Origin of the sequence: Catenulispora sp. EB89 (assembly GCF_041261445.1) — a bacterium.
GTDB lineage: Bacteria > Actinomycetota > Actinomycetes > Streptomycetales > Catenulisporaceae > Catenulispora.
This window is the reverse complement of the sequence record NZ_JBGCCU010000052.1, coordinates 1-25777: the sequence shown is the minus strand read 5'-3', so window position 1 is coordinate 25777 and position 25777 is coordinate 1. Positions and strand designations below refer to the sequence as shown.

Below are 25777 nucleotides of genomic sequence, written 5' to 3'. Positions count from 1 at the left end.
ATCCGCCCGGCCTACGGCAACGAGCCCGACCCCAGGTGCTACCCGGCCTGGCTTCGTCAGCGCATCGAGTCGGTCAACCAGTCCTTGAAGCACCCACTGGGGATCGAACAGCCCGGAGCCCACCGGCCCGACGGACTGTTCACCCGCATCGTGCAGCGCCTACTCGCACTCAACGCCGCCATCTGGCACAACTGGCTCATCGGCGCCAACCACAAACGATCCCTCACCGCCTACGGCCACTAACCACGCCACACCCCCGCCACCAACCCACATCAGTCATCTAGAGGACCCGTCGCGGAGCCGGTGGTCCATGCGACCGCTACGATCGACGCGCGAATCCGGGGAGAGCGAGGGGGCGGCCGGTGGACGAGGACGAAGACATCGAACCGGCGTGGCCGGGATGGCGTTCCATGGTCTCGGGCCGAGCCGGTGTGATCGCGGTGGTGCTGCTGATCGTCGGCGGCTACTTGGCGTTCAGCCTCGTGCGGCAGCAGGCGCAGTACAACTCGCCAGCGCACACGCAGACGGTTTGCGTTCCGCTCGGCGATTCGTCGGGGACCGCTCCCGCTGTGGAACCGACCGAGCTCTGCGTGACCGGGCACCAATGACGTGACCGGCCGCGAATGACGTGTCCGGCCGCGAATGACGCTGCCGACTACGCCGAGGCCGACGTCGGTGTGTCCGTTCCGCCCCCGCTGACGGTTGCAGCGTTCTCGGCCGTCGCGGTTGCCTCCGCTGCCTCTCCGGTCCCCGGAGTTCCCGAGGTCCCCTCTGCCCCCTCCACTCCCTCCGCCACCACCGGTTCGGCGATCTGCTGCCGCCGCCGGTGCCGCAGGATGCCCCAGCCGGCGCGGGCGGCGCTGCCGACTTCGCGGCCGACTTCGGTGCCGCCGTGGCGGGCGGCGAGGACGGCGGCGCGGGCCAGGGGCATGCGGGCTTCGCCGCGGGCCGGTTCGAGGGTGTCGGGTTCGCCGGTTTCGGCGTCGGGCCAGCGGCCGATGGCGGCGGCGATCGAGGGGAGCAGGGCCATGGAGGCTGCCGCGTAGCCTTCGGCGCTGGGGTGGAAGCGGTCCGGGCCGAACATGTCCTCGGGGCGGGCGTCGAATTCCGGGCCCAGCAGGGAGCCCAGGGAGACGGTGCGGCCGCCCGCGGAGACGACCGCCATGGTCTGCGCTGCGGCGAGCTGCCTGGACCACCGGCGCGCCAGGCGCCGCAGGGGCTGCGCCACGGGGCGGATGGTGCCCAGGTCCGGGCAGGTGCCCACGACGACCTCGGTGCCGGCGGCGCGCAGTCGGCGGACGGCGTCGCCCAGGAAGCGGACCGACTCCGCCACCTTGACGCGGTGCGTCACGTCGTTGGCGCCGATCATGATCATGGCGACGTCCGGGGCCCTGCCGTCCGGCCCGCCGGTCAGCACTCGCTCCAGCTGCCAGCCCAGGTCCGAGGACTGGCCCCCGACCTTCGCCACGTTGTGCAGCCGCACCGGCGTGCCGGCGGCCTCGGCCAGCCCGGACGCCAGCATCGCGCCGGGGGTGCGGGCGGACTCGGTCACGCCGTACCCCGCCGCGGAACTGTCGCCGAGGACCGCGATGCGGATCACCTCGACGCCCGGCGCGGCGTACCACGCGCCGTAGACGCCGTCCGCGCGCGGCGGATCCCCCTTCGCGGGGCCGATGGCGCGCCGGGCGAGTTTCGCCTCGGCGACGATCAGTCCGATGGCGCCGCCGGTGAGGACCCCGATCCCCCCGCCGCTCAGTGCGGCGGCAGCGGCGACACGCTTGGCGACACCCAGCCTCGTGAGCCCGGTCATCGTCGGCACACCTCCTGCAAGCCTCTTCTGAAGTATGTCCGCCGTTCCGCCGACCTTACCCCGCGCCCTGTTGGCTACGGAGAGAAGGCTGTGCGACGTACCCTGTAAAGCACCGAACGACCACCGTAAATTGCCGGTTCCCAGATCTTCCGGATCCCAGAGAAAGCGGAGACACCGCCGATGAAGTACGCCGAGTCCATGGTCGATCTGGTGGGGGACACCCCGCTGGTGAAGCTGAACAACGTCACCAAGGGACTCCAGGCGACTGTTCTCGCCAAGGTCGAGTACTTCAACCCCGGCGGGTCGGTGAAGGACCGGATCGCGCTGCGGATGATCGAGGCGGCGGAGCGTTCCGGCGCGCTCAAGCCCGGCGGCACCATCGTGGAGCCCACTTCCGGCAACACCGGTGTGGGATTGGCCATCGTGGCGCAGCAGAAGGGCTACAAGTGCGTCTTCGTCTGCCCGGACAAGGTCTCCACTGACAAGATCAACGTACTGCGTGCGTACGGCGCAGAGGTCGTCGTGTGCCCCTACGCGGTCGCCCCGGAGCACCCGGACTCCTACTACAACGTCTCCGACCGCCTGGTCCGCGAGATCCCCGGCGCCTGGAAGCCCGACCAGTACTCCAATCCTGAGAACCCGGCCTCGCACTACCACTCCACCGGCCCGGAGCTCTGGGAGCAGACCGACGGCCGGATCACGGCGTTCGTCGCCGGCGTCGGCACCGGCGGCACCATCTCCGGTACCGGCCGCTACCTCAAGGACGTCTCCGAGGGCGCCGTGAAGGTGATCGGCGCCGACCCCGAGGGCTCGGTCTACTCCGGCGGCAGCGGCCGTCCGTACCTGGTGGAGGGCGTCGGCGAGGACTTCTGGCCGACCGCCTACGACCGCACCGTGGCCGACGAGATCATCGCGGTGTCCGACAAGGACTCCTTCCTGATGACCCGCCGCCTGGCCCGCGAGGAGGGCCTGCTGGTCGGCGGCTCCTGCGGCATGGCCGTGGTGGCGGCCCTGGAGTACGCCGCGCGGCTCGGGCCGGACGACGTCGTCGTGGTCCTGCTGCCGGACTCCGGCCGCGGCTACCTGTCGAAGATCTTCAACGACGACTGGATGGCCGACTACGGCTTCCTGAACCCGGGCACCGAGGAGCCGACCGTGGCCGAGGTGTTCGCGCGCAAGGGCCAGGGCCTGCCGGACCTGGTCCACATGCACCCGCACGAGACCGTCGGCGAGGCGATCGAGACGCTGCGCGAGTACGGCGTGTCGCAGATGCCCGTGGTCAAGGAGGAGCCGCCGGTGATGGCCGCCGAGGTGATCGGCTCCATCGTCGAGCGGGACCTGCTGCGCGCGCTGTTCTACGAGAAGGCCTCGCTGGAGGACCGCCTCGACGAGCACATGTCCGCGCCGCTGCCCCAGGTCGGCTCCGGCGAGCCGGTGTCGGCGCTGGTCACCGCGCTGGAGGCGGCGGACGCCGCGGTGGTGCTGGTCGAGGGCAAGCCACAGGGCGTGGTGAGCCGCCAGGACCTCCTCGGGTTCCTCGGGCACGACGCGTCGGTCTCGCTGGGCAGCTGAGCCTCACCGCCCAAACAAAGCCTCGCCTGCCGACCAGCGGAGCCTCATCCGCCGGCTGGCGGGCCTTCACCCACCGACCAGCGGAGCGAGCGACACCCCCAGGTGCAGCCGCAACCGGTCTCGACCGTCAGCCAGGTCGAGGCCGGTGATCCTCTCGATCTTCTCCAGCCGGTGGTAGAGCGTCTGCCGGTGGATGCTCAGCGCGGCGGACGTGTGCTGCGCGCTTCCCGCGTGGTCCAGGTACGTCTGTACGGTGACGAGCAGATCCGGTTCCTCCAGAAGCCGCCGCACTGCGGGATCCACTACCGCGTCCCTGAGCTCCCTCTGCGGACCGCAGGCGAGAAGCCGGTAGATCCCCAGATCCGCCCACACCGCCGTCGGCCGGAACGCCGGAACCGCCCGCCCGACGCGCACCGCGAGCCGCGCCTCCCGCCAGCTCGCCCGGGCCTCGGCCAGATCCTCGCGCGGCGCGCCGATCCCCACTAATACGTCGTCCCGCGCATCGCTCTCCAGACGTTCTCTATAGAGCTCCAGTGCGCGCTCCGCGATATCGGCGACGGAGTGTGGTTCCGGAACCAGCAGGCTGATGTGATCCGTCTCCCGGGCCGCCAGTACCGACCGCGGAAGCCGCCACAGGTTCAGCGGGACGGACTGCCAGTCCTGAGTCCGCGTCTCCAATACGACGACCGTGATTCTCCGTCCCCGGTCCACCAGCCCCAGCTCGGAGATCTCCTCGGCGGCCTGCTCCGCGACGGCGCGCTCAGGGGACAGCAGGTTCTGCAGACGCTCCTCGGTCCGCTCTCTGACCCGCGCCTGTTGCGCCAACAGTGCGCCGGCTCTGGACGCTTCGTACATAGCGCTCGCGAGCAGTGCGTCGTCCAGGTGGCCGTCCTCGTCGAGCAGCCACACGTACCCGTACGTCACGCCGTTCCACCGTGCCGGCAGACACACCCGCGGCAGCACCCCGTGCTCCGGATCGGCCGGCGTCCGCACCGGCCGCTCGCTCCGGGCGATCCCGAACCCCTCGAACCAGGCCCGCACCTCCGGCGTCGACCGCCGCTGCAGGATCGAGCGCTGGCGGATGACGTCCAGGCCGCCGGACTGGGAGGCGAACGCCACCAGGTCGAAGTCCCGGTCCTCCAGCGTCGCCGAGGACGAGGCGAGCTGGGAGATGAAGTCGACGAGGTCCTGCAGCTGATCGGTGGTCGGGGTCGCCATCAGACAAGTGTATGACGAAATCGGGCAATGATCGTGGCAGTCGTCTATATCCCCGCTGGACAGACGGACTTACCGTCATCCCAACAGACTCGCCACACCGCTGCGCCACCAGGTGCGCCACCAGGAAAGACAGGCCCGCCATGCTCAGCCAAACGCTTCTCGCCGCCTCTCGCAGCGCCAAGATGCGCGGCGTGATCACCGGGGTCCCCCTGACCCGCCGCGTGGTCGACCGGTTCGTCGCCGGCGACAACCTGGACCAGGCCAGCCTGGTCATCAGCGACCTGGTCGGCGAGGGGCTGGCGGTCACCGTGGACCGGCTCGGCGAGGACACCCTGGACGCCGCCGCCGCGGCCGCCACCCGCGACGCCTACCTGGAGATGCTCAAGCGCTTCGCCGACCTTGGGATCGCGCACCGCACCGAGGTCTCGCTCAAGCTCTCCGCGCTCGGCCAGAAGCTCCCCAAGGACGCCGAGAAGATCGCGCTGGAGAACGCTATAGCGATTGCCGAAGCGGCGCGCGACGCTGGCACCACCATGACGCTGGACATGGAGGACCACACCACGGTCGACGCCACCCTGGGCGCCCTGCGCGAACTGCGCGGAGAGTTCCCGTGGGTCGGCGTCGCGATCCAGGCCGCGCTGTTCCGCACCGAGGGCGACATCACCGACCTGGCCACCGCCGGCTCCCGGGTGCGGCTGGTGAAGGGCGCGTACATGGAGCCCGCCTCCGTCGCGCACCAGGAGAAGCACGAAGTGGACAAGGCGTACGTGCGCGCCATGAAGACCCTGATGCGCTCCTCGGCCTACCCGATGATCGCCAGCCACGACCAGCGCATGATCGACATCGCGCACGCGTTGGTCGCGGAGACCGGCCGCAAGCAGGACACCCACGAGTTCCAGATGCTGCACGGCATCCGGACCACCGAGCAGCACGCCCTGGTTGCCGGCGGCGACACGATGCGCGTGTACGTGCCCTTCGGCGACGACTGGTACGGCTACTTCATGCGCCGCCTGGCCGAGCGCCCGGCCAACGTCATGTTCTTCCTGAACTCGCTCGTCAAGCGCTGACCGAGCCCAGAGCACATCCCGACGAGCCCAGAGCACCCACAGAGGGGACAACCAGTACCGCCATGGATGCCATCACCCACACCCCCGCCCCGGTCAACGAGCCGGTCCGCGCCTACGCCCCGGGCTCGGCCGAGCGCGAGTCGCTGCAGCGCCGCGTCGCCGAGATCGCGGCCGAGCGCCACGAGCTGCCGATGACGATCGCCGGGCGGCGCCGGATGGCCTCCGGCGAGCGCGTCGAGGTCGTCCAGCCGCACAACCACAAGCACGTCCTCGGCGACACCGCCAACGCCTCGGCGGCCGACGTCACGGACGCGGTCGCGGCGGCCAAGGCGGCGGCCCCGGCGTGGCGCGCGCTGCCCTTCGACGAGCGCGCGGCGGTCATCCTGCGCGCGGCGGACCTGCTGTCCGGCCCGTGGCGCGACACCGTCAACGCCGCCACCCTGCTCGGCCAGTCGAAGTCGGCGCAGCAGGCGGAGATCGACAGCGCCTGCGAGCTGATCGACTTCTGGCGCTTCAACGTGCACTTCGCGCGGCAGATCCTGGCCGAGCAGCCACCGGCGAACTCCGCCGGGGTCTGGAACCGCACCGACTACCGGCCGCTGGACGGCTTCGTCACCGCGATCACCCCGTTCAACTTCACCGCCATCGCCGGCAACCTGCCGACCGCGCCGGCGCTGATGGGGAACACCGTGGTCTGGAAGCCCTCGCCGACGCAGCAACTGGCCGCGCAGTACACGATGGAGCTGCTGGAGGCCGCCGGGCTCCCGGCCGGCGTCATCAACCTGGTCACCGGCGACGGCCTGGCGGTCAGCGAGGTCGCGCTGAACGACCCCGGGTTCGGTGGTCTGCACTTCACCGGCTCCACCAAGACGTTCAAGACCCTCTGGCGCCAGACCGCGGAGAACCTGGACGTCTATCGTTCCTACCCGCGGATCGTGGGCGAGACCGGCGGCAAGGACTTCGTCGTCGCGCACCCCAGCGCCGACCCGGCCCCCCTGGTCACCGCGCTGGTCCGGGGCGCGTTCGAGTACCAGGGGCAGAAGTGCTCCGCGGCCTCGCGCGCCTACATCCCGCGCTCCCTGTGGGAGTCCGGCGTGCGGGAGCAGCTGGCCGACGTCACCGGGACCATCACCTACGGCGACGTCACCGACTTCTCCTTCTTCGGCGGCGCGGTGATCGACCGGCGGGCCTTCACCAAGCACAGCGACCTGTTCGCGCGGGTCCGTGCCGAGGGCAAGGTCGAGATCCTCGCGGGCGCCACGGCGGACGACTCGCAGGGCTTCTTCGTGCAGCCGACGGTCCTGGTCGGCGACGACCCGCACCACGAGATCTTCACGGACGAGTTCTTCGGTCCGATCCTCGCTGTGCACGTCTATGACGACGCGCGCTATAGCGAAGTCCTGGAACTGGTCGACAGCTCGACTCCCTATGCGCTGACCGGCTCCGTGTTCGCCACGGACCGCGCGGCCGTGGAGGAGGCGCACAACAAGCTGCGCTTCGCCGCCGGCAACTTCTACGTCAACGACAAGCCGACCGGCGCGGTCGTCGGCCAGCAGCCGTTCGGCGGCGGACGGGCCTCCGGGACCAACGACAAGGCCGGCTCCGCGCAGAACCTGCTGCGCTGGCTGAGCCCGCGCACGGTCAAGGAGACCTTCGTGCCGCCGGTCGACCACCGATACCCCCACATGGGCTGACAGCCTCCCTCGGCATCCAGCCCGCTGCTGCTCCGTTCTCAGGAGCTCGCGAGAGCTCCTAAGAGCAGCAGCCTCCGCCGCAGCATCCGCCAGCGTTGCCGGATGCTGCGGCGGACTTGTTCCCGCCGCCGACGTTCACGGCGACCGCGGAGATCAGCTTGACGGTGTCGTCGTGGCCCGCGGGGCACACGGCAGGCGCGGACGCCTCCGCCATCGGACGAGAGAGTTCAAAGGTGTCGCCACAAGCGCGACAGCGGTATTCGTAACGGGCCATGCACCGCATCATAAGCGCTAAGTGATTTCCGCCTAGTGTCGGAAAAGGGTCTATTAAGATCTTCACAGAGGTTTGCGTTATCTGGTACGACACGCGATCCTATTTCGCATGTCGCACCGCTTGGGGTCGCTCATGGGTGTCTGTGGCATGGCCGCCTTTGCGTTCATGCCGCCTACGGTGCGAGCGGACGATGCCGTGCCCAAAGCCGCACCCCAATGGCCGCTCACCTACCTGAAGGCCGACCAGGTGTGGCAGCACACCAAGGGCGCCGGCGTCACGGTCGGTCTGGTGGACTCCGGAGTCTCGCCGCTCGGCGACACCCGCGACAACCTCCTCCCCGGCGCGGACTTCTCGCTCGGCTCGGACAGCACCGGCATCGCGCACGTCGACACCGACACGGACAGCCACGGCACCACGATGGCCGTCCTGATTGCCGGGACCGGCGCCGGAGACGGACTGCACGGCCTGGCGCCCGAGGCGAAGATCCTGCCGGTGCGCATGCAGCAGGAGACCGGCTCGGACCCGGTGCACATCGCCGACGCCATCAAGTTCGCGGTCGCCCAGCACGTCAAGGTGATCAACATGTCGCTCGGCACCGCGGACACCCCGGGGATGGCGGCGGCCGTGAAGCAGGCCGAGGCCGCGGACATCGTGGTGGTCGCCGCCGCCGGGAACTACGGGGCGGAGCACGTCATCATCCCGGCGGCCTATCCCGGGGTGGTGGCGGTCGGCGCGATCGACGAGACGGGTACCCGGTGGTCGGGCTCGTCCTACGGATCGCAGGTCGCCCTGGCGGCCCCCGGAGTGGGGATCCCTGTAGAGGATGCCAACGGAGTGCCGAAGACTGCGAAGGGCACCAGTGAGTCGTCCGCCTACGTGACCGCTTCCGTCGCGTTGGTCCGTGCGATGCATCCGGACTGGACCGCGGGGCAGACCATCCGCGCTCTCCTGGCGACCGCTACCAAGGCCGGCGGAGCGACCGGACTACAGCGCGACAACGCGTACGGATACGGCATCGTCAATCCGTTGGCCGCGCTAAGCGTTGGTGCACCGGTCGCCAAGGACAACCCGTTGCTCCCCGGTGCGGCTCCCCTGGCGGCTTCCCTCCCCGTGTCGGCTCCGATTCCGGCGCCTACGACGCCGGCTCCGGCGACAAGCGGTAGCGCCTCCTCCGCCACCCCTGCGCAGTCCTCTCCAGGGCACATGACCACAGAGGCTCTGAAGAACTCCACGAAGGCGGCCGCCACGGCCAAGGCGGGGCTGCTGCCTTCCCGCCGGGACAAGATCTTCGCCGCCGCCGCAGGGGCGGCGGTCCTCGGACTCCTGCTGTTGCTGCTGAACGGCTCGTTGAAGCGGAGAGCGCTGCGGAAGAACCGCGTGTGGCACTAAAGCGTGTTCCTAGGCAGGCCGCACAGTCGGTGGGAGAGTGAAGTAGTGGACCTGATTGCGCACTTCGAGAGGGAAACAACAGCTTTCCATCGAGCCGCCCTGATGGCGGCGCTGCCGGACGCCCCGCCGCCGGTCCCGTCGTGTCCGGACTGGACCACCGCGGATCTGGTGGGGCATCTCGGCCATGTGCACCGCATGGTGAACCACATCATCGTGGAGCGGCTGGAGACGCCTCCGCCGGACCGGAAGACGATGTTCACGGCTCCCGCCGACGCGACCGGCGAGGACCTGGCGGACTGGTTCGCCGAGGGTGCGACGGAGCTGGCCGCGACGTTCCGCACGACCGATCCGAAGACGGTCGTCTGGACCTGGGGCGGCGAGCCCGGCGTCGCCTTCTGGCTGCGGATGCAGGCCATCGAGGCGGCCGTGCACCGGTGGGACCTGGAGGGCGCGATCGGTTCTCCACAGCCTGTGGACGAAGAACTCGCGGCCGACGGCGTGGCCCGGTTCCTGGACGTCGTGCTGCCCTTCCGGCGCCGCACCGCGAAGCAGGTTCCGCCGATGAAGGGCGAGAGCTACCGCTTCCGCCAGACCGACGGTTCCGGCGCGTGGTCCATCGCGCTCGACCCGGACGGCCCGCGTCCGCTCGGCGACGACGAGGCGGCGGATGTGGAACTCGCCGGGACCGCGTCAGACCTCTTGCTGTTCCTGTGGCACCGCATTCCTGGAGAGCCGCTGGTAGCCGACGGAGATGCGAAAGCGCTACAGCGTTTCTTCGTATTGGTGCCGACGGTATAGCGGGCTATCGAGGACGGACCGCCATGGCCAGCAGGTACTTGTTCGTATAGCGGTTCTGGATTATGCGCGTCACCGGCCCGCCTAGTCGCGAATACCATGCGGCGGGCTGTGAGAACGCCATGACGGTGAACTCCACAAGCCCCTCCGTGCGCGTCGCGTAGAAGGCCTCGCGGCCGCGCTCCGGGTGCCCTGGCAACGTCTCGTAGGCGTACCCGGCGTGGTCCGCGCTGTCGAACTCCGCAGTGATGACGCGCAGGGGAGCGCGCAGCGGGATCACTCCGGCGACGCGCGAGATCAGCCGCGCTTCGAGACCGACCGCCGGTGCCGGCAGCGGCAGCGGCAGCGGCACCGGCATGGCCATGTCCTGGGTTTCGACCTCGATCCGCATCCCGGCCCCGAGCTGCGGCCCCCAGGCCTGGAGCATCGCCCGCGCGCGCTCGAAGGCGCGGTCCAGTGCCGCGTCCCGGGGATCGAAGGAGTGCGCGAGCGGGATCGAGCGGCGGAAGTAGCGGTAGCCGTCGGGAGTGGGGCCGAGTGCGGCGTCGCCGGGGTGCGGTGGCGATGTCATGAATCCGCCACTCTGCTCCGCGTCAGCTCCCGCTCTGCGGGGTGGTCACCTCGTCGTCGCGGCCCATCGCGATCAGCGCCAGGTTCCGCAGCGCGGTGTCCCCGGTGCGCAGGTAGTCGCTGTGGCCGCCCTTGCCGGCGTCGAACAGCCGCGCGCCGAACGCCGGGTCGACCGGGTCGTCGCCGAAGCCCACGGAGACGCCCAGCAGGTCCACCTGGACGTGCGGGACGTCCGCGATGCCGTCGCTGGTCCCGCGCCCGGCCCAGACCCGCGCCGTGGTGTTCAGGTCGGACACCGAGCCGACGCCCATGCCGGGGGAGCCGAACACCGCGATGTCCGTCACCTTCACGTGCGGCGCGGCCTGGCCGCACACCACCGAGCCGTAGCTGTGGCACAGCAGCGTCACCGGCGCGTTGTTGACCGTCTTGATCTGCGCCAGGAACGCCTTCAGCGCCTTCGCGCCGGTGTCCGCGTGGCCGAGCATGGCGATGTGCATGCTGTCCACGGCCGGCGGGTCGTAGCCGAGCCAGCCGATGACCGCCAGCGACTTGCCCGCACCCAGCTCCTGCGCCTGGTGGTACAGCGCCTCGGCGCCGACCCCCGGGCCCTTGGCGCTGTCGAAGTTGGACAGCGTGTTGCCCGCGCCGGGCACGACCACCGCGATCCGCTGGGCGTGCACCAGGTCGCCGACCACCTCGATGCCCCGGCCGTCGCCGGAGGGGTCGAAGGACAGGAAGTCACGGTTCGGAACCGCCAGGTTGCGCAGCGCGTGCGCCAGTGCCGGCTCCCCGCCGAACTGGGCCTCGTCGGCGGCCTTGGCCATGGCCGCGCGGTTCAGGTCGTAGCGTTCGGTCAGCGAGGAGGCACTGAGCGTGGGGAGCTTCGGCAGTGGACTGAAGGCGATCGCGGCGTGCGCGGGACCGCTGGTGACCAGAGCGGCACTCAGAGCGATGGACACTGCCAGCGTCTTGCGCGGGATGCTGTTCGGCATGATCTTGCCGGGACGCAAGTGGTCGATCTGCTCTCGCAGGCTGTGCGGCCACAACGCGGCCAGGCCGATGCGGGCGGAATCGAGCAGGCGCATCGCATCGGTTCCTTACAACTTAGGTGGGATTCAGGCGATCCTACGCGATCCGCGCAGTAGCACGGGACCGGCTCGCTTGATCGCCACTTGGAGAGAACCCGGTATCCGCGCACGGAAGATCCGGACTCGTGTAGCGATCATCTGGTGTTGATCGCGTTTTGTCGAGGGTCACGGAGCGTATATCGCTATGCGCCAAGTGACGGACGATCGGATCAGTCGAACAGCGACCGGGGCCAGGTCCGGCGGGCCCGGACCACGTCTGTTGTCACCGCCAGCAGGGTCAGCCGGGCCTGGAGGTAGATCCAGGCGAGCAGTCCCAGGACCAGTCCGAACACCCCGTAGAGCGTCGAGGCGTGGCGCAGCTGGTGCGCGGCGATGAAGCCGCCGAGGTACTGCAGACCCTGCCAGAACAGCGTGGTGAGGATCGCGGCGAGACGGAGGTCACGCGCGTCTACTTCCTTCGCGGTGGCGGTGCGCATGCCCAGCCAGAACAGCAGCGCGGTGAGCACGAACGAGGCGGCCAGCAGGGCGGCCCGCAGGCCGCCGGTGAAGACATGCCCGCTCGCCCACTCCCCGAGCGCCGTCATCACGGTCGTGGACAGCACCCCGAGCCCCATCGTCCCGATGATGCCGAAGCTGCGCAGCCAGTCTTGGGGGAACTTCGGCTGCCGGTCCTCCGGGACGCCCCAGAGCAGGTTCATCGCGTACTGCGCGGCGTTGGCCAGCCCCAGCGAGCCGATCGCGGTGACGACGATGGAGATCACCAGCGCGACACCGTTGCGGCCGAAGTCGTGGATGTTGCTCTTCAGCTGCTCGCCGATCACCGGGAAGTCGACGAGCGCGGAGTTCAGCACGTCCGTCTGCAGCTTCTTGTTCGACCGCAGGACGACGCCGAGCACGGTGGTGAGGATCAGCAGCAGCGGGAACAGTGAGATGAATGCGTAGAACGTCAGCATGGCGCCCAGATAGCCGGCCTTCACCACTTGCATCTCCCGGTACACCGCCACCGGGAACGCCAGCACGCGATGCCGTTGCTGGAAGCGGTCGACGCGGGCGGCCAGAGCACGCAGGAGGGACAAGAGCGCCATGCCCCTCATATAAGCACTGGTACGCGGCCGGTTTGACCACACCACGCGGACGGAGGGTGGACGCTCCGGGGAACGCCAGGGTGGCTGCGGACAGTTCGACGCCGGAGACTGTTCGCTACGCTCTTCGGCATGAAATTGCACGTCGGCTGCGCGATGTGGACGCTGGCGCCGTGGCAGGGACGGCTGCTGCCGCATCCCCTGCCGCCGCGCGAACGCCTCGCCGCCTATGCGACGTGGTGCAACGCGGTGGAGGGCAACACCACCTTCTACGCGACGCCGTCCCGCGCCACGGTTGAGATGTGGGCCGCGCAGGCCCCGGAGGACTTCCGCTTTCTGCTCAAGCTTCCTAAGCCGGTGACGCATGAACGACGGCTGGCTCCCGACGTATTCGCCCCTGAGGGCGCTCTCCATACGTTCTTTACGGCGATCGAGCCTCTGGGCCGTCATGCCGCTTTGTGGATCCAGCTGCCAGGATCTTTCGGTCCTGCGGATCTCCCGACGCTGGCTGCTTTCCTGAGCCGCGTTCCGCAGGGGTATCGCTATGCGGTGGAAGTACGCCATCCCGCCTTCTTCGAGAACCCACAGAGTGTGCAGGAGCTGGAGAAGCTGCTGACTGAGGCGGATGCGGAGTGGGTTCCGTTCGACACGACGGTCCTATACGAAACTCCGCCGAGCTCCGATGCCGAGCGTGAGGCGTGGACGAAGAAGCCGCGGCTTCCGCGCCGTACGCGTGCTCTGACGCGCTTTCCGGTTGTGCGCTATATCGGGCGTGATGATGCCGAGCTCACTGTCGAGGGATGGCAGCCGTGGGCCGACATCACCGCCGATTGGCTGCGGGAGGGGCGGTCGCCGACGGTGTTCATTCACACGCCGGACAACGCCGACGCCCCGGTGCTTGCTCGGCGGTTCCATGAGGATGTGCGGCGGCGGGTGCCGGAGGTGGAGGCTTTGGGGGAGCCGATGCCGGTGGGACCGCCGACGTTGTTCTGAGTTGCCTTTGCTCTGAGCTGGTGGCCTTGTCTGCCTGTGTCTTTTCTCTTCCGATCTACTCCGATCTACTCCGAGGCCAGGACGCAGATCACCGGCGGGCTGAGGGCCAGGGTCTCCGTGGTCATCCGCGTGAAGCCCGCGCTGCGCAACAGGTCCTCGACCCCTGTGGCTGCGGCGCGGGCCGTGTCCGCTGTCGCGCCGGGACAGCGGGGTTGCGAGGCGATGGCGATGCGGCCTTGGGGCGTGAGTCGTCGGCGTAGCTCCGTGAGCTGGTCGACAGGTGCGGGCCAGAACCCGAGGGAGTTGACGGCGAGGATGGCGTCGAAGGGGCCGTCGAACGATGCCGGGAGCTGATCGACCGGCGCCCGGACCAGGGTGACACGGCCGGCGCGGATCGCGGCGGCGTTGCGCCGGGACGCCTGGCGGAGCATCACTGCGGAGTGGTCGACGCCGTAGACGTGCCCGGCGCCGCTGCGCACCAGTTGTCGGCACAAGGACGTCACGCGGTGTCCCCACTTCGACGCCGGGATCAGGGCGCGGCTGGCCGGTCAGTCACTGGCGCAGGCTCATCGGGAGCTGCACGCCGCGGCCGTCCCGGCTCCGGTGGACACACAGCCGCCTCGCCCATGAACGAGTCATGAGCGAGGCGGCGGGGTTGTCTGCTCTGTCGCCTACTTGATGCAGGTGATCGAGGAGATCTTCATCGTGCTCGCGTCCAGGACGAGCGTGAACTTGCTCAGCTCCTGGCCCGGGTTGTCCGGGTGCCACTGCCGCCAGGTCACCATGTTGAAGGTGATCTTGGAGCCGGAGGTGGTTCCGGTCGAGTTGTCCGCGGTCTCGACCGAGCCGGGGACCGTGCTGCTGCACAGCAGCGGAACGGTGCCGGTGCCGTTCCAGGCCGTGGTGAAGGCGGCGTCCGAGACGAAGGACGAGCGGATGGCGGCCTGCGGGTCCACGCCGAGGGACTTCTGGTCCGCGGCCAGGCGGTAGTTCTCCATCAGCCGGTTCACGTAGTCCCCGGCGTGCGCGGGGTCGCCCTTCGGCGGGCTCGAGTAGCAGCTCACGCGCGAGATCTTGGCCGAGCCGAGGTCGACGGCCAGCGACGCGTAGAAGCCGGTCGGGTCGGCCGGCACGCTCGGATTGGGGAGGGTCGCGACCCGTCCCGGGCCGAAGTCCCAGGTGCTGGCCGCGGAGGACGTGCCGGTCAGGGCCACCGCCCACAGGTCCGGGACGTACTGGGAGCAGGTGTCCGCGTCGTAGTCCGTGGCCTTGGGCTTCCAGGCGGCGAACGCCGGGGTGAAGTACGGACGCGACTTGTCGTTGAGCACAGCGGTGTTCCCGGAGGCCATCGCCCCGTAGTACGCCACGAGCGGCGCGACGCCGGGGAAGTCCGCCGGCTTCGGCGCTCCGCCGCACGCCACGCTCTTGACGACGCCGGAGGTCGGATCCACGGTCACGGTGATCTCGGCGGCGCCGGCCTTGGCGTTCTCGTAAAGGGCGACCGGGATGGTCGCGGCGTCGCCGGCGGACTGGACGGCGCCGAGGACGATGCCGTTGTACTTCGCCGTGCCGCAGTCCATCGGGCGGTCCGAGCCGACGGCTCCGGTGCCGAAGACCGCGTCCATCGTCGCCTTGTCCGCGAAGTCGGCGGCGAGTTCCTTCTGGTTGATGTCCGGCTGCGAGTAGTGCTGCGTCGCGGTGGTGTAGCCCTGGTCGTACACGGCGGCCACCTTGGCCCGCATCGTCTCCAGCTGGGCCGGGGTGAAGGCCGACGTGGCCGACGTCCCCGTGGCGGCCGACGAGCTCGCCGCCACCGGCACGACCGGCGCCGACGTGGCGTCCCCGCCGGGGGCCGTCGTGCTCGACGATGCGCCCGGCGCGGCCGGGGCACCGCCCGCCGGAGCCTTCGACGTGGTGCTGCAGGCCGCGAGACCCGCGACCAGAGATGCGGCGACCGCAGCCGTGGCGATGCGTGAGCGCATCATCGTTCCCTCCCAAATTAACGTTCTGTCACCTGCATTGACGCGCAGCCGCCCGGGAGGTTGCGTGGGTTTTCGGCGGCAGCGGATCTCGGCTCACGGCATCCGTTCGGCGGTCGCCGCGCGGCGCCGGCCGGCGAATACCGTCAGCTCATGCCGCACAGGAGGGTGATCTCGGCGGCGAGTGCCGGGAACGCCAGGGGCGTCACCATCTGCTGCACGACAGTGCCCAGCAGGTACGAGAGCAGGGCGTGCGCGCGTTCGCGCGGGTCGTCCACCGCTACGTCGGTGAGGAGTTCGGTCAGCAGGCTCGTGACTTCGCGGTGCATCTCGTCGAGGGGGCGGGTGCGGGAGCGGCGGCCGGCGTCGAGCCAGTAGGCGAACCAGAGGTGGGCCGCGTTCGGCTGGTCGGCGAAGGTCGTGACCTCCGCCAGCCCGCGCCTGTCCTGCGCACTGCCGCCGACCGCCGACGTCGTTGCCCGGGCCGGACTCGCCGAGGACCTCGGCTACCACCGGGTGTGGCTGTTCGACTCGCCGGCCCTGTTCGGCGACCTGTGGGTCGCGCTCGGCCGTGTCGCCGCCGCTACCCGCACCATTCGCCTCGGGGTCGGGGTGACGGTGCCCGGCCTCCGTCATCCGATGGTCACCGCTTCGGCGATCGCCTCCGTGGCGGAGCTGGCGCCCGGCCGGTTGGTCGTCGGCATCGGGACCGGTGCCACGGCGCGGTTCACGCTCGGCCTGAAGCCTGCGCGGTGGTCCGCGACCGCCGACTACTACCGCCAGGTCCGTGCCCTGCTGGACGGCCGGACCGTGGACATCGACGGACGGCCGTGCCGCATGATGCAGCTGCCCGGTATGGGGCCGGAGCGCCCGGTCGACGTGCCGCTGTGGCTCGCCGTCTCGGGGCCGAAGGGCGTCGCGACCGCCATCGACCTCAAGCCCCCGGGCGTGATCTGGACGTCCGCACCCACCTCCCACGGCCCCTGGACCGACAGCGCCCTCCTGCGTTTCGGCACCGTCCTCGACCCCGGCGAGAGCCACACCGACCAGCGCGTCCTCGAGGCCGCCGGCCCGGGCTACGCCGCGATCGCGCTGCACGCCGCGTGGGAGCAGGACCTCACCGCGATCGACCAGCTCCCCGGCGGCGCGGAGTGGCGCACCGAGGTGGAAGCGGAACTGCCACCCGGACAGGGCCACCTGGCCGTCCACGAGGGCCACCTCGTGCGCCTCACCGACCGCGACCGCCCGGCCGTAGCCGCAGCCGGACCGGGAATTTTCGCGTTGGGATGGAACGGCGACGCGTCCTCTCTTCGCGACCGCATCGTTCGGACCGCGGCTGCGGGGGTCACAGAGATCGTCTATGTCCCCGCCGGACCGGACCCCGACAGGGAGCTGAGGGCATTCGCGGCTGCCATGACGCCGTGAAACCCGACCCGAACGTGGTCTTGCGTCAAGATGCAGTGTCCGCAAAGGTCGGTATTGTCCTCTTCAGGTGATACGACTGGGGCTCGGGAGGCTGCCGATGGGTTCGCTGATCGCGGGGGTGCTGGACGGGCTCGGCCCTGCGCGCGGGCTGCTCGGCCTCGCCGGGGACAACACGCCCTACGTCCCCAGCGCGCCGGTGGAGATAGGCACGCCAGGACCGCACCACGGTGTTGCGGAAGCCGGGTCGTGGCAGGGCTTGATCATCATGTTCGGCCTGGTCATCGTTCTCGGTGCCGCGGTGCTGATGTACGCCGTGCGGCAGCGGGCCCGGCTCCTGGAACGGCGGCGGGTACGTCGGATGGCCGACGCCCGGATGGCCCAAGCGCAGGTGGCCGACGGCCTCGTCTTCGGGCCGGTCCCCGATCTCGCCCAGATCGCCCCGGCCGCGAAGCTGACCCACGCCACGCACACCCCGCACGTCGTCCACGCGCCGCATCCCGTTCGCACCGCGGCCGCGCCACCTCGCACCACACCCGCCACACCGGGCCGCCCAGCCCCGAACGCGTAACCTAAGCCCATGTCCGCATCTGACGCCCACGCCCACGCCGCCTTCGAGACCCTGGCCATCCATGCCGGCCAGGACCCGGACCCGCTGACCGGCGCCGTCGTCCCCCCGATCTACCAGGTCTCCACCTACAAGCAGGACGGTGTCGGAGGCCTTCGGGGTGGCTACGAGTACTCCCGCAGTGCCAACCCGACGCGCAAAGCGCTGGAGGACTGCCTCGCCGCGATCGAGGGCGGCCGCCTCGGCCTGGCCTTCGCCTCCGGTCTGGCCGCGGAGGACTGCCTGCTGCGGACTGTGTGCGTGCCCGGCGACCACGTCGTGATCCCGGCCGACGCCTACGGCGGCACGTTCCGGCTGTTCGCCAAGGTCCTGTCGCGCTGGGGCCTGGGCTGGACCGCCGCCAACATGTCCGACCCGGCCGCCGTGCGTGCCGCCGTGGTGCCCGGCAAGACCAAGGCGATCTGGGTCGAGACGCCCTCGAACCCGCTGCTGGGGATCGCGAACATCGCCGCGCTGGCCGGCGTCGCACACGAGACCGGCTCGCTGCTGGTCGTCGACAACACGTTCGCCACGCCCTACCTCCAGCAGCCGCTGGCGCTGGGTGCCGACGTGGTCGTGCACTCCACCACCAAGTACATGGGCGGCCACTCCGACGTGGTCGGCGGCGCCCTGGTCGTGGCCGACGAGGAGCTGGGTGCGGAGCTGACCTACCACCAGAACGCGATGGGCGCCGTCGCCGGCCCCTTCGACGCCTGGCTGGTCATGCGCGGCGTCAAGACCCTGGCGGTGCGCATGGACCGGCACTGCTCGAACGCCCAGCGCATCGCCGAGGCCCTGGTCGCGCACCCGAAGGTGACGGCCGTGCACTACCCCGGCCTGCCCGACGACCCGGGCCACGAGGTCGCGGCCAAGCAGATGTCCGGCTTCGGCGGCATGATCTCCTTCCGGGTGGCCGGCGGCGAGCAGGAGGCGGTCGACATCTGCGGCCGCACCGAGCTGTTCACGCTCGGCGAGTCGCTCGGCGGCGTCGAGTCCCTGATCGAGCACCCCGGCCGCATGACCCACGCCAGCGCCGCCGGCTCCCCGCTGGAGGTGCCGAACGACCTGATCCGGCTCTCGGTCGGGATCGAGTCCGTCGACGACCTGCTGGCCGACCTGCTGCGCGCGCTGGGCTGATCCGCGGGGGCGCCGGACCGCTGATCCGCCGAACTGTTGATCCGCCGGGGCGCTGAGAGGTAGCACCGCTGGGAAGCAGGACGCCGAGAAGCAAGGACCGCCGAGAAGCAAGGACCGCCGAGAAGCAAGGACCGCCGAGAAGCCGCGCTGAGCGCCGCGTCCGAACGTCGCTAGGGCCACTCGCATGCGAGTGGCCCTTGTCGTTCTCCCCGTGAATCCCGCAGGCTGGCCGCATATGGTCAGGACCGTGAAGGGATCAGGGGTATGACGATCGCTTCGGGCGCCGTTCACTCGGACGGGGCAACACAGAAGCCGGACAAGCTGAAGCCGGACAAGCCGAAGCGTCCGGCCGCGGCCACCCAGCACATGACGACGACCGCGTGGATCGCCCTCGCCGCCGTCTACTTCGTCTGGGGCTCCACCTACCTCGCGATCCGCTACGCCATCGAATCCATCCCGCCGCTGTCGTCCGCGGCGCTCCGCTTCACCCTCGCCGGCCTGATCCTCCTGGCTTTCCTCGCGATCCGCCGCGGCCCGTCCGCGCTGCGCGTCACGGGGCGCCAGCTGGCCTCCGCCGCGCTGATCGGCACGCTGCTCCTGCTCGGCGGCAACGGTTTCGTCGTCCTGTCCGAGCAGTACATCCCGTCCGGCACGTCCGCGCTGCTCGTGGCGTCCGTGCCACTGTGGATCGTGGTGTGGCGCGCGGTGGCCAGGGACCGGCCCACCGGACGCATGCTGGTCGGCGTCCTCATCGGTTTCGGCGGGCTCGTGGTCCTGATGCGGCCCGGGGGCGGCGGCGCGCACAACTACGTGCTGGGCGTCGTGCTCGTGCTCATCGCCTCGATCAGCTGGGCGTTCGGCTCGGTGGCGTCCAAGGTGTGGCTGACGCCGCCGAAGGACTCGTTCGTGGCCTCGGCGTACCAGATGGTGTTCGGCGGCATCGGCTGCGCGATCGCGGCTGCGCTGCACGGCGAGCACTTCCGCCCCGGCGCCGTTACGGGAACCTCGGTGTGGGCGACCGTCTATCTCGTCGGCGCGGGATCGCTTGTGGCGTTCTCGTCCTATGTATGGCTGTTGAAGAACGCGCCGATTTCCACTGTCGCAACATACGCATATGTCAACCCTGTTGTGGCCGTCGCACTCGGCGCGCTGTTCCTGAGCGAGACCATCACCTTGGCCGTGGTTGTCGGAGGCCTGATCGTGGTGCTCGGAGTGGCCGTGGTGATAGCGACGGAACGCAGGTGAGAGACGGTTCGGTGAACGCCCGGGGCGTCTAGACGAAAATACGCTTCGGGGCGCTGTCCGCGCGCTGTGCAAGGGCTCGAACACTGTGCACAATTAGCCGCCGTGGCAGGTATATCGGGAGTCTCCGCGGGCATCGTCCTGGCTGGTCGCTACACCCTGTCCCGGCGGCTGTGGCACCGCGGGATCGGCGAGTTGTGGCTCGCCTCCGACACGGTGCGGCGGCGCCGGGTGTGGATCCAGATCACGGCTTCGGGCGGCCTGGAGAACGCGGTCGCGGCGCTGACGCATCTGGAGCACCCGGCGATCGCGGTGGTGCGCGAGGCCGGGCAGAAGCGGATCGCGCACGAGGACCGCGTGGTCACCGACCACGACCAGCATTCCCACAAACTGATCCACAAGAGCGACAGCTACATCGAGTTCGCGGTCTACGACCAGGACAAGGGCTCGTCCCTGACGTCGCGGCTGATGAAGCGCGCGCTGACGTCGGCGGAGATGGGCTCGGTCGCGCTGAACGTCGCCGAGGTCTTCGAGCGCGTGCACGCCGCCGGGCTGGTGCACGGCTGGCTGCACACCGACTCGGTGTGGGTGGGCGGCAAGAACGACATCTTCGTGGACCTTGCGATGGGGCTCGCCTTTGAGGGCGACGCGGCCGCGGTGGCCGTCGAGGCTCCGAGCGGATTCCTGACGGCGGCTCGGTTCAGCGGGGCGGCGGCCACGGCTGCCGATGACGTGTACGGGCTGGCGTGGCTGCTTTATGTGGGCGTGTTCGGCTGGGAGATCGTGCACGAGGATTTGGTGCGTGCGCGGGGCGAGTTCGCGGGCGGCGGGGCGGCGGCTGGAGCTGCCGGGGCCGCCGGCGCGGCCGGTGCTGCGGGTGCGGCCGGGGTCGCGGGAGCCGCCGGTGTGGCGGCTGGCGTCGGGCTGGTCGCGGGAGCGGCCGGTGCCGAGGGCGCGGCGGGGATCGTGGTGTCCGGCGCGGCGCACGACGCGGCGTTGTTGTTGGCGTACCGGCGTGAGATAGCCGTCGGGCGCCTGACCGAGTACTTCGGCGGAGGTTCCCGGCTCGCGGAGACCTTCGCGCTGAGCCTGTCGGACCAGGCGGGCACGCGGCCGTCGATGGCGGACGTGGTCGAGGCGCTGAAGGCGCAGCCGGTCACGGAGCTGGCGACGCCGCGGATCGTGACGGAGCGTGCGGCGGCGGCGGAAGCGGCGGCCGAGGCGGCGCTGGCCTTGGCGGCGGCGCGTTCGGAGTCGCTGGGCGCGAGCGTCGAGGACGCGGACACGGGCGCGTGGACGCCCGCGGTGAGCCCGACGGCCGGCGGCGCACGCAAGGGCGACACGATCTCGGTCGCCGAGGCGGAAGCCGCCACCGCGGCAGCGGTCGCCGCAGCCGTGGCGGACGCGGAGGCGCGCGCGGCCGAGGCGTCGGAGGAGGCGCTCGCGCTGGCGACGTCGGCCGCGGTCGCGGCGGCGCTGGCGGAGGCCGAGGCGTCGCACTCCCAGGTGAGCGACGAGGCGGTCGCGACGGCGTCGGCGGCGGCCATCGCGACGGCCCTGGCCGAGGCCGAGGAACGGCACGCGGCCGAACGCGAGGCGGCGGTCGCCACGGCGCTGGCCGACCAGCAGGCCGCGACGGCGGAACTGACGGAGGCGGCCATCGCGGCGGCCGTGGCGCAGGCACTCGCCGAAGTCGAGGCGGCGCAGGCGGCGTCGAACGACGAGGCGGTCGCGGCGGCCTCGGAAGCGGCAGTCGCCCTGGCGCTCGCCGAGGCGGAGACCGCGCACCACTCGGAGCTGGAGGCGGCGCGAGCCGAGCATGCGTCGGCCGGCGAGGAAGCGCTGGCGGCGGCGACCGGTGCCGCAGTGGCGGTGGCGATCGCCGAGGCCGAGGAGCGGCACCGCAACAAGCTGAACGCGACCGAGGCGCGACACGGACTGAACCTCGAAGCCGCCCGCACCGGCCACGCCGCGGAGCTTGAGGCGGCAACGGCTGCCGCCGCCGCGGCGCTGGCCGCGGTCGAGGAGCGGCACGCTGCGGAGTTGGCAGCGGCGCGGGCCGAGCATGAGGCGGCGCTGGAGTCGACGCGGGCCGAGCATGCGTCGGTCAGCGAGGAGGCGCTGGCGGCTGCGACCGGTGTGGCGGTGGCTGCGGCTGTTGCCGAGGCCGAGGAGCGCCACACTGCGGAGCTGGAAGCTGCGCGCGCTGAGCATGCTGCTGAGCTGGAGTCGACGCGCGCTGAGCATGCGTCGGTCGGCGAGGAGGCGCTGGCGGCTGCGACCGGCGTCGCGGTGGCTGCCGCTGTTGCCGAGGCCGAAGAGCGCCACGGCTCGGAGCTAGAGGCCGCACGCGCCGCGCACACTGCTGAACTCGAGGTTGCGACCGGCGTCGCGGTGGCTGCGGCTGTTGCGGAAGCCGAGGAGCGCCACGGCGCCGAGTCCGAGGCGGCTCGTGCCGCGCATGCTGCGGAGCTCGAGGCCGCGACGGTGGCTGCGGCTGCCGCGATCGCCGCCGTCGAGGAGCGGCACGCCGCCGAGCTCGAGTCCACGCGGGCCGAGCACGCCACGCTCGGCGAGGAGGCGCTCGCCGCCGCGACCGGTGCCGCTGTCGCCGCCGCCATCGCCGAGGCCGAGGAACGGCATCGGGCCGAGATGGCCGCAGTCGAGGAGCGGCACGCGTCGGAATCCGTGCGCTCCGAGAGTCGCTCCGAGGGCCACGTCGAGGCCGAGGAAGTCGTGCTGGCGGCGGCTGTCGCGGCCGCGGTGGCCGAGGTCGAGGCGCGGCATCACGAGGAGCTGGAGGCCGTCGAGGTCGGGCAGGCCGCCGCGATCGAGGGTGCGGTCGCCGCGGCGCTCGCCGAGGCGGCCATCGCGCACGAGGCGGAGCTTGAGGCGGCGCGTGCCGAGGCCACCGCAGCCGCCGAAGCGAACCAGGCTGCTGCGATCGAGGCGGCGAGTGCGGCGGCGGTGACCGCGGCGCTTGCCGAGGTGGCGGCGTCGAGCGCTGAGACGCAGCAGTTGCCGGCTCAGGGTTCGGCGGGTGCGGGCACGTTGGTCGGCATGGCCGCGGCCGGTGTTGCGGGGCTGGCGATCGGCGAGGAGCTGGCAGGTTCCGAGACGGCGGCGGGCGCTGCTGGTCTGGCGGGTGCGAGCACCGCGGCCGGGTCCAGCTCGGCGGCTGCGGGCGGCGCGACGACCGCGGCGTCGGGTGCGGTGCTCGCCGGCGCGGCGACCGCAGGCGGCTTGGCGGCAGGTGCCGCCGGGGCCAGTGGTGCGGCCAGCAGCGGATCGGCAGCCGGCGGAGCAACCACAGCACGCGGCTCGGCGGGAACCGCAGCAGGCGGCGCAACCACCGCAGCCGCTTCCGGCGCGATCTTGAGCAGCGAGTCCGGTGCGGCGGCGGCCGGCGGCGGTTCCGCCGGCGGAGCCTCCGGCGGCCTCGTGGCAGCGGCATCCCCGAGGCCGAAGCCGTGGGTCCTCGCCTCCGGCGGCGTCCTGCTCGGCGCGGTCGTCGGCATCGGCATCGGCTACGCCATCCACGGGTCGCACTCCTCCTCCACCGCGACCCCGCTCACCAACTCCTCGTCCAGCATCACCGGCTCCGCGACGCTACCCAGCGGCGGCAGCACCGGGGCGAGCACCGGCGTGTCCGGCGGCGTCCCCGTCATCTCGCCCAGCGGATCCGGCAGCGCCACCGGCGGTTCCGGCGGCTCCAGCGCCAGCGGCCCCAACAGCGCGGCGTCCGTGACGTCCGGCCCGAACGGCGGCGTGTCCTCGGTGCCCTCCGGCGGCGCGACCGGTGCGACCGGCCCCGGCGCCCCGAGCGGTTCGACCACCCCCGGCGGACCCGGCGGCCCCGGCTCCAGCCCGACCGGCCCGGGCTCCAGCCCCACCGGCCCCGGCTCCGGCCCCACTGGCCCCACCGCCCCCGGCGGCGCCCCCACCGGCCCGAACACGGCCCCCAACAACGGCGCCCCCTCCACCGCCCCGACTTCGCCGCAGCAGTCCGAGACCCAGATCACCACCATCGTCACCACCCAGGTCACGGACACCACGGCCCGGACCACCCTCACCCGCCTCGTCACCCAGCTCCAGAACACCCAGGTCGGCTCCAACGGCTACAACCAGACCCTGGCCACCCTCACCCAGACCATCCGCTCCGAGGAGAACCAGGGCACGATCAGCCACTCCACCGCCCAGGCCCTGCGCCAGCAGGTGACCTATCTGCAGGGCTTCTCTGGAAGCTGATACAAAACCGCCTAAGGTGTCCACCATGACGGTGACTGACACCTCCGGGCACGCCCCGGTGCTGGCGATCGACATCGGCGGGACGAAGATGGCGGTCGGCGCCGTCGACGAGCACGGCGAGGTGCTGGCCTCGTTCCGGACGCCGACGCCCGCCGGGGCCGGGGCGGACGGCGAGGCGCTCTACGCCGCGCTGCTCGACGCCGTCGACCACCTTCCGTACGAGCGCGGCGCCTTCCGCGCCGTGGGCGTCGGCTGCGGCGGTCCGATGCGGTGGCCGGCGGGCGAGGTCTCGCCGCTGAACATCCCCGGGTGGCGCGGTTTCCCGTTGCGGTGGCGGCTGGAGGCCGACTTCCGGCGCGACGTGCGCCTGCACAACGACGCCATCTGCCTGGCCGCCGCCGAGCACTGGCAGGGTGCCGGCCGCGGCACCGCGAACATGCTCGGCATGGTCGTCTCGACCGGGGTCGGCGGCGGCCTGATCCTCGGCGACCGCCTCATCGACGGCGCCAAGGGCAACGCCGGGCACATCGGGCACGTCGTCGTCGACCAGGAGACGCCCTGCGCCTGCGGCGGAACCGGCTGCCTGGAGGCCGTCGCGAGCGGGCCGCGCATGGCCGCGTGGGCGGCGGCGCAGGGCTGGCGAGCGGGCCAGGAGAGCCGCACCGGCAAGGACCTCACCGACGACGCCCGCGCCGGCGACGGCATCGCCGAGGCCGCCTTCACCCGCGCCGGCACCGCGCTCGGCGTCGCGATCGCCGGCGCGGCGGCGATGTGCGACCTGGAGCTGGTGACGATCGGCGGCGGCATCGTGCAGGCCGGCGAGCTGCTGTTCGAGCCCCTGCGCTCCGCGCTGTACCGGCACGCGCGGCTGGACTTCACCAAGAACCTGAAGGTGGTCCCGGCCGATCTGGGGCAGGACGCCGGCCTGGTCGGCGCGGCCGCGCTGATCCTGCGCGGCGACACCTACTGGTCGGCGGACCGGGTCGACTGACGCCGGGCGAGATCGGCTGGAGGCCGCCAGGAGACGATGTCCCCTATGAAATGGCATCGGCAGAAGACGAAATCCGCCCAGGACGCGGCCAGGACTGTCGAGATCCCGGGCCTCGGCCCGGTCGAGGAGTTCAGCGGCGAGTACGTCAGCGAGCCGATCCCCGTCCCCGCCCTGGGGACCGACGTCGAGATCTTCGTCGAGGGCTACGATGAGGACGAACGCCCCCAGGACTTCCACGCCGCCATCGAGACCTTCCTGTCCCTCGACCGGTCGGTGATGGACGAGGCCGTCGCCGCCGTCGCCGGACCCGGCGCCGTCCTGGAGATCCTCGGCCCCGAAATCGAGGTCACCGTCGCCCGCGACCCGGACGGCGATCGTGAGGTGTGCGTGTCAGTGATCGGCAACAACCGCGACTGGGAGCACCCCGACGGCGTGCAGATCATCTTCCGCCAGGGCCGCGAACCAGACCGAAGGCGATGAACGCTGCGGCCGCCGCCCCCGGGAAACCGGGGGGGGGCCGCCCCCGGTTTAAGAGTTAGCCCGAAAGAATAAATGCCCCAAAAAGGCCACACTGTGCGACGGCCGGGACCACCACCGCC

General features: G+C 71.1%; 23 protein-coding genes and 1 pseudogene. 15 read left to right on the top strand and 9 right to left on the bottom strand.

What is annotated here, in order from left to right:
• Window positions 1–243, top strand: a pseudogene (locus ABH920_RS49500) (hypothetical protein); the annotation flags it as partial.
• A 119-nt stretch (window positions 244–362) separates the two neighbouring features.
• Complete coding sequence (locus ABH920_RS49495) at window positions 363–608, top strand: hypothetical protein (RefSeq protein ID WP_370356780.1); 246 nt, start codon at window positions 363–365, stop codon at window positions 606–608.
• A 47-nt stretch (window positions 609–655) separates the two neighbouring features.
• Here the strand turns inward: ABH920_RS49495 and ABH920_RS49490 are convergent, their stop codons facing one another.
• Entirely contained in the window at window positions 656–1810 is a 1155-nt protein-coding gene (locus ABH920_RS49490; RefSeq protein ID WP_370356778.1) for an SGNH/GDSL hydrolase family protein, read from the bottom strand.
• Between the two features lie 180 nt (window positions 1811–1990).
• Between ABH920_RS49490 and ABH920_RS49485 the strand changes: the two genes are divergently transcribed.
• The gene (locus ABH920_RS49485) at window positions 1991–3382 is read left to right on the top strand and encodes a cystathionine beta-synthase (protein WP_370356776.1); all 1392 of its coding nucleotides are present in this window, start codon (window positions 1991–1993) and stop codon (window positions 3380–3382) included.
• A 66-nt stretch (window positions 3383–3448) separates the two neighbouring features.
• Here the strand turns inward: ABH920_RS49485 and ABH920_RS49480 are convergent, their stop codons facing one another.
• Complete coding sequence (locus ABH920_RS49480) at window positions 3449–4600, bottom strand: PucR family transcriptional regulator (RefSeq protein ID WP_370356774.1); 1152 nt, start codon at window positions 4598–4600, stop codon at window positions 3449–3451.
• A gap of 140 nt (window positions 4601–4740) precedes the next feature.
• Here ABH920_RS49480 and ABH920_RS49475 point away from each other — a divergent pair, with 140 nt between their 5' ends.
• The gene (locus ABH920_RS49475) at window positions 4741–5667 is read left to right on the top strand and encodes a proline dehydrogenase family protein (RefSeq protein WP_370356772.1); all 927 of its coding nucleotides are present in this window, start codon (window positions 4741–4743) and stop codon (window positions 5665–5667) included.
• A 62-nt stretch (window positions 5668–5729) separates the two neighbouring features.
• The gene (gene pruA / locus ABH920_RS49470) at window positions 5730–7361 is read left to right on the top strand and encodes an L-glutamate gamma-semialdehyde dehydrogenase (RefSeq protein ID WP_370356770.1); all 1632 of its coding nucleotides are present in this window, start codon (window positions 5730–5732) and stop codon (window positions 7359–7361) included.
• 58 nt (window positions 7362–7419) lie between these two features.
• Here pruA and ABH920_RS49465 read toward each other — a convergent pair whose 3' ends face one another.
• The gene (locus tag ABH920_RS49465) at window positions 7420–7635 is read right to left on the bottom strand and encodes a zinc ribbon domain-containing protein (RefSeq protein ID WP_370356768.1); all 216 of its coding nucleotides are present in this window, start codon (window positions 7633–7635) and stop codon (window positions 7420–7422) included.
• 195 nt (window positions 7636–7830) lie between these two features.
• Here ABH920_RS49465 and ABH920_RS49460 point away from each other — a divergent pair, with 195 nt between their 5' ends.
• Both ABH920_RS49460 and ABH920_RS49455 read left to right on the top strand, forming a co-directional pair.
• Complete coding sequence (locus ABH920_RS49460; RefSeq protein ID WP_370356766.1) at window positions 7831–9024, top strand: S8 family serine peptidase; 1194 nt, start codon at window positions 7831–7833, stop codon at window positions 9022–9024.
• 45 nt (window positions 9025–9069) lie between these two features.
• On the top strand, window positions 9070–9822 hold the full coding sequence (locus ABH920_RS49455) for a maleylpyruvate isomerase family mycothiol-dependent enzyme (RefSeq protein ID WP_370356764.1): 753 nt from the start codon (window positions 9070–9072) through the stop codon (window positions 9820–9822).
• A 4-nt stretch (window positions 9823–9826) separates the two neighbouring features.
• Here ABH920_RS49455 and ABH920_RS49450 read toward each other — a convergent pair whose 3' ends face one another.
• The 3 genes from ABH920_RS49450 to ABH920_RS49440 form a co-directional block, all read right to left on the bottom strand.
• Entirely contained in the window at window positions 9827–10390 is a 564-nt protein-coding gene (locus ABH920_RS49450; protein WP_370356762.1) for a DUF1990 family protein, read from the bottom strand.
• Window positions 10391–10412: 22 nt separating this feature from the next.
• Window positions 10413–11474, bottom strand: coding sequence for an alpha/beta hydrolase (locus tag ABH920_RS49445; protein ID WP_370356760.1), 1062 nt, complete (start codon window positions 11472–11474; stop codon window positions 10413–10415).
• 212 nt (window positions 11475–11686) lie between these two features.
• Entirely contained in the window at window positions 11687–12562 is an 876-nt protein-coding gene (locus ABH920_RS49440; RefSeq protein WP_370356758.1) for a YihY/virulence factor BrkB family protein, read from the bottom strand.
• 129 nt (window positions 12563–12691) lie between these two features.
• On the opposite strand from ABH920_RS49440, the gene ABH920_RS49435 reads away from it, so the two are divergent.
• A complete protein-coding gene (locus ABH920_RS49435; RefSeq protein ID WP_370356756.1) occupies window positions 12692–13552 on the top strand; it encodes a DUF72 domain-containing protein in 861 nt (286 codons plus the stop codon).
• Between the two features lie 65 nt (window positions 13553–13617).
• Here ABH920_RS49435 and ABH920_RS49430 read toward each other — a convergent pair whose 3' ends face one another.
• From ABH920_RS49430 to ABH920_RS49420, 3 genes are all read right to left on the bottom strand, one after another.
• Window positions 13618–14055 carry a class I SAM-dependent methyltransferase gene (locus tag ABH920_RS49430; RefSeq protein WP_370356754.1) on the bottom strand — a complete coding sequence of 146 codons (438 nt, stop codon included), beginning with the start codon at window positions 14053–14055 and terminating at the stop codon, window positions 13618–13620.
• Between the two features lie 168 nt (window positions 14056–14223).
• Window positions 14224–15537, bottom strand: coding sequence for a hypothetical protein (locus ABH920_RS49425; RefSeq protein WP_370356752.1), 1314 nt, complete (start codon window positions 15535–15537; stop codon window positions 14224–14226).
• Between the two features lie 140 nt (window positions 15538–15677).
• Window positions 15678–15965 carry a TetR family transcriptional regulator C-terminal domain-containing protein gene (locus ABH920_RS49420; RefSeq protein WP_370356782.1) on the bottom strand — a complete coding sequence of 96 codons (288 nt, stop codon included), beginning with the start codon at window positions 15963–15965 and terminating at the stop codon, window positions 15678–15680.
• Between ABH920_RS49420 and ABH920_RS49415 the strand changes: the two genes are divergently transcribed.
• The 7 genes from ABH920_RS49415 (at window position 15952) to ABH920_RS49385 (ending at window position 25658) form a co-directional block, all read left to right on the top strand.
• Window positions 15952–16956 carry an LLM class flavin-dependent oxidoreductase gene (locus ABH920_RS49415; protein ID WP_370356750.1) on the top strand — a complete coding sequence of 335 codons (1005 nt, stop codon included), beginning with the start codon at window positions 15952–15954 and terminating at the stop codon, window positions 16954–16956. The two genes, ABH920_RS49420 and ABH920_RS49415, sit on opposite strands and share 14 nt — an antisense overlap.
• A 97-nt stretch (window positions 16957–17053) precedes the next feature.
• Window positions 17054–17524, top strand: coding sequence for a hypothetical protein (locus tag ABH920_RS49410; protein ID WP_370356748.1), 471 nt, complete (start codon window positions 17054–17056; stop codon window positions 17522–17524).
• Between the two features lie 9 nt (window positions 17525–17533).
• Window positions 17534–18697: a cystathionine gamma-synthase gene (locus tag ABH920_RS49405; protein ID WP_370356746.1), complete on the top strand. Its 1164-nt coding sequence runs from the start codon at window positions 17534–17536 to the stop codon at window positions 18695–18697.
• A gap of 264 nt (window positions 18698–18961) precedes the next feature.
• On the top strand, window positions 18962–19942 hold the full coding sequence (locus ABH920_RS49400) for an EamA family transporter (RefSeq protein WP_370356744.1): 981 nt from the start codon (window positions 18962–18964) through the stop codon (window positions 19940–19942).
• 102 nt (window positions 19943–20044) lie between these two features.
• On the top strand, window positions 20045–24187 hold the full coding sequence (locus ABH920_RS49395) for a hypothetical protein (RefSeq protein WP_370356742.1): 4143 nt from the start codon (window positions 20045–20047) through the stop codon (window positions 24185–24187).
• Between the two features lie 25 nt (window positions 24188–24212).
• Window positions 24213–25178 carry an ROK family protein gene (locus ABH920_RS49390; RefSeq protein WP_370356740.1) on the top strand — a complete coding sequence of 322 codons (966 nt, stop codon included), beginning with the start codon at window positions 24213–24215 and terminating at the stop codon, window positions 25176–25178.
• A gap of 45 nt (window positions 25179–25223) precedes the next feature.
• Entirely contained in the window at window positions 25224–25658 is a 435-nt protein-coding gene (locus tag ABH920_RS49385; protein ID WP_370356738.1) for a hypothetical protein, read from the top strand.
• Window positions 25659–25777: the final 119 nt, after the last annotated feature.

Bases quoted from the DNA above. Each gene is read 5' to 3' on its own strand.
- ABH920_RS49405 (WP_370356746.1), top strand. From the start codon at position 17,534: ATGTCCGCATCTGACGCCCACGCCCACGCCGCCTTCGAGACCCTGGCC.
- pruA (WP_370356770.1), top strand. From the start codon at position 5,730: ATGGATGCCATCACCCACACCCCCGCCCCGGTCAACGAGCCGGTCCGC.
- ABH920_RS49385 (WP_370356738.1), top strand. From the start codon at position 25,224: ATGAAATGGCATCGGCAGAAGACGAAATCCGCCCAGGACGCGGCCAGG.
- ABH920_RS49400 (WP_370356744.1), top strand. From the start codon at position 18,962: ATGACGATCGCTTCGGGCGCCGTTCACTCGGACGGGGCAACACAGAAG.
- ABH920_RS49485 (WP_370356776.1), top strand. From the start codon at position 1,991: ATGAAGTACGCCGAGTCCATGGTCGATCTGGTGGGGGACACCCCGCTG.
- ABH920_RS49425 (WP_370356752.1), bottom strand. From the start codon at position 15,537: ATGATGCGCTCACGCATCGCCACGGCTGCGGTCGCCGCATCTCTGGTC.
- ABH920_RS49490 (WP_370356778.1), bottom strand. From the start codon at position 1,810: ATGACCGGGCTCACGAGGCTGGGTGTCGCCAAGCGTGTCGCCGCTGCC.
- ABH920_RS49445 (WP_370356760.1), bottom strand. From the start codon at position 11,474: ATGCGCCTGCTCGATTCCGCCCGCATCGGCCTGGCCGCGTTGTGGCCG.
- ABH920_RS49480 (WP_370356774.1), bottom strand. From the start codon at position 4,600: ATGGCGACCCCGACCACCGATCAGCTGCAGGACCTCGTCGACTTCATC.
- ABH920_RS49410 (WP_370356748.1), top strand. From the start codon at position 17,054: ATGGGTTCGCTGATCGCGGGGGTGCTGGACGGGCTCGGCCCTGCGCGC.
- ABH920_RS49475 (WP_370356772.1), top strand. From the start codon at position 4,741: ATGCTCAGCCAAACGCTTCTCGCCGCCTCTCGCAGCGCCAAGATGCGC.
- ABH920_RS49450 (WP_370356762.1), bottom strand. From the start codon at position 10,390: ATGACATCGCCACCGCACCCCGGCGACGCCGCACTCGGCCCCACTCCC.
- ABH920_RS49435 (WP_370356756.1), top strand. From the start codon at position 12,692: ATGAAATTGCACGTCGGCTGCGCGATGTGGACGCTGGCGCCGTGGCAG.
- ABH920_RS49390 (WP_370356740.1), top strand. From the start codon at position 24,213: ATGACGGTGACTGACACCTCCGGGCACGCCCCGGTGCTGGCGATCGAC.
- ABH920_RS49440 (WP_370356758.1), bottom strand. From the start codon at position 12,562: ATGGCGCTCTTGTCCCTCCTGCGTGCTCTGGCCGCCCGCGTCGACCGC.
- ABH920_RS49465 (WP_370356768.1), bottom strand. From the start codon at position 7,635: ATGGCCCGTTACGAATACCGCTGTCGCGCTTGTGGCGACACCTTTGAA.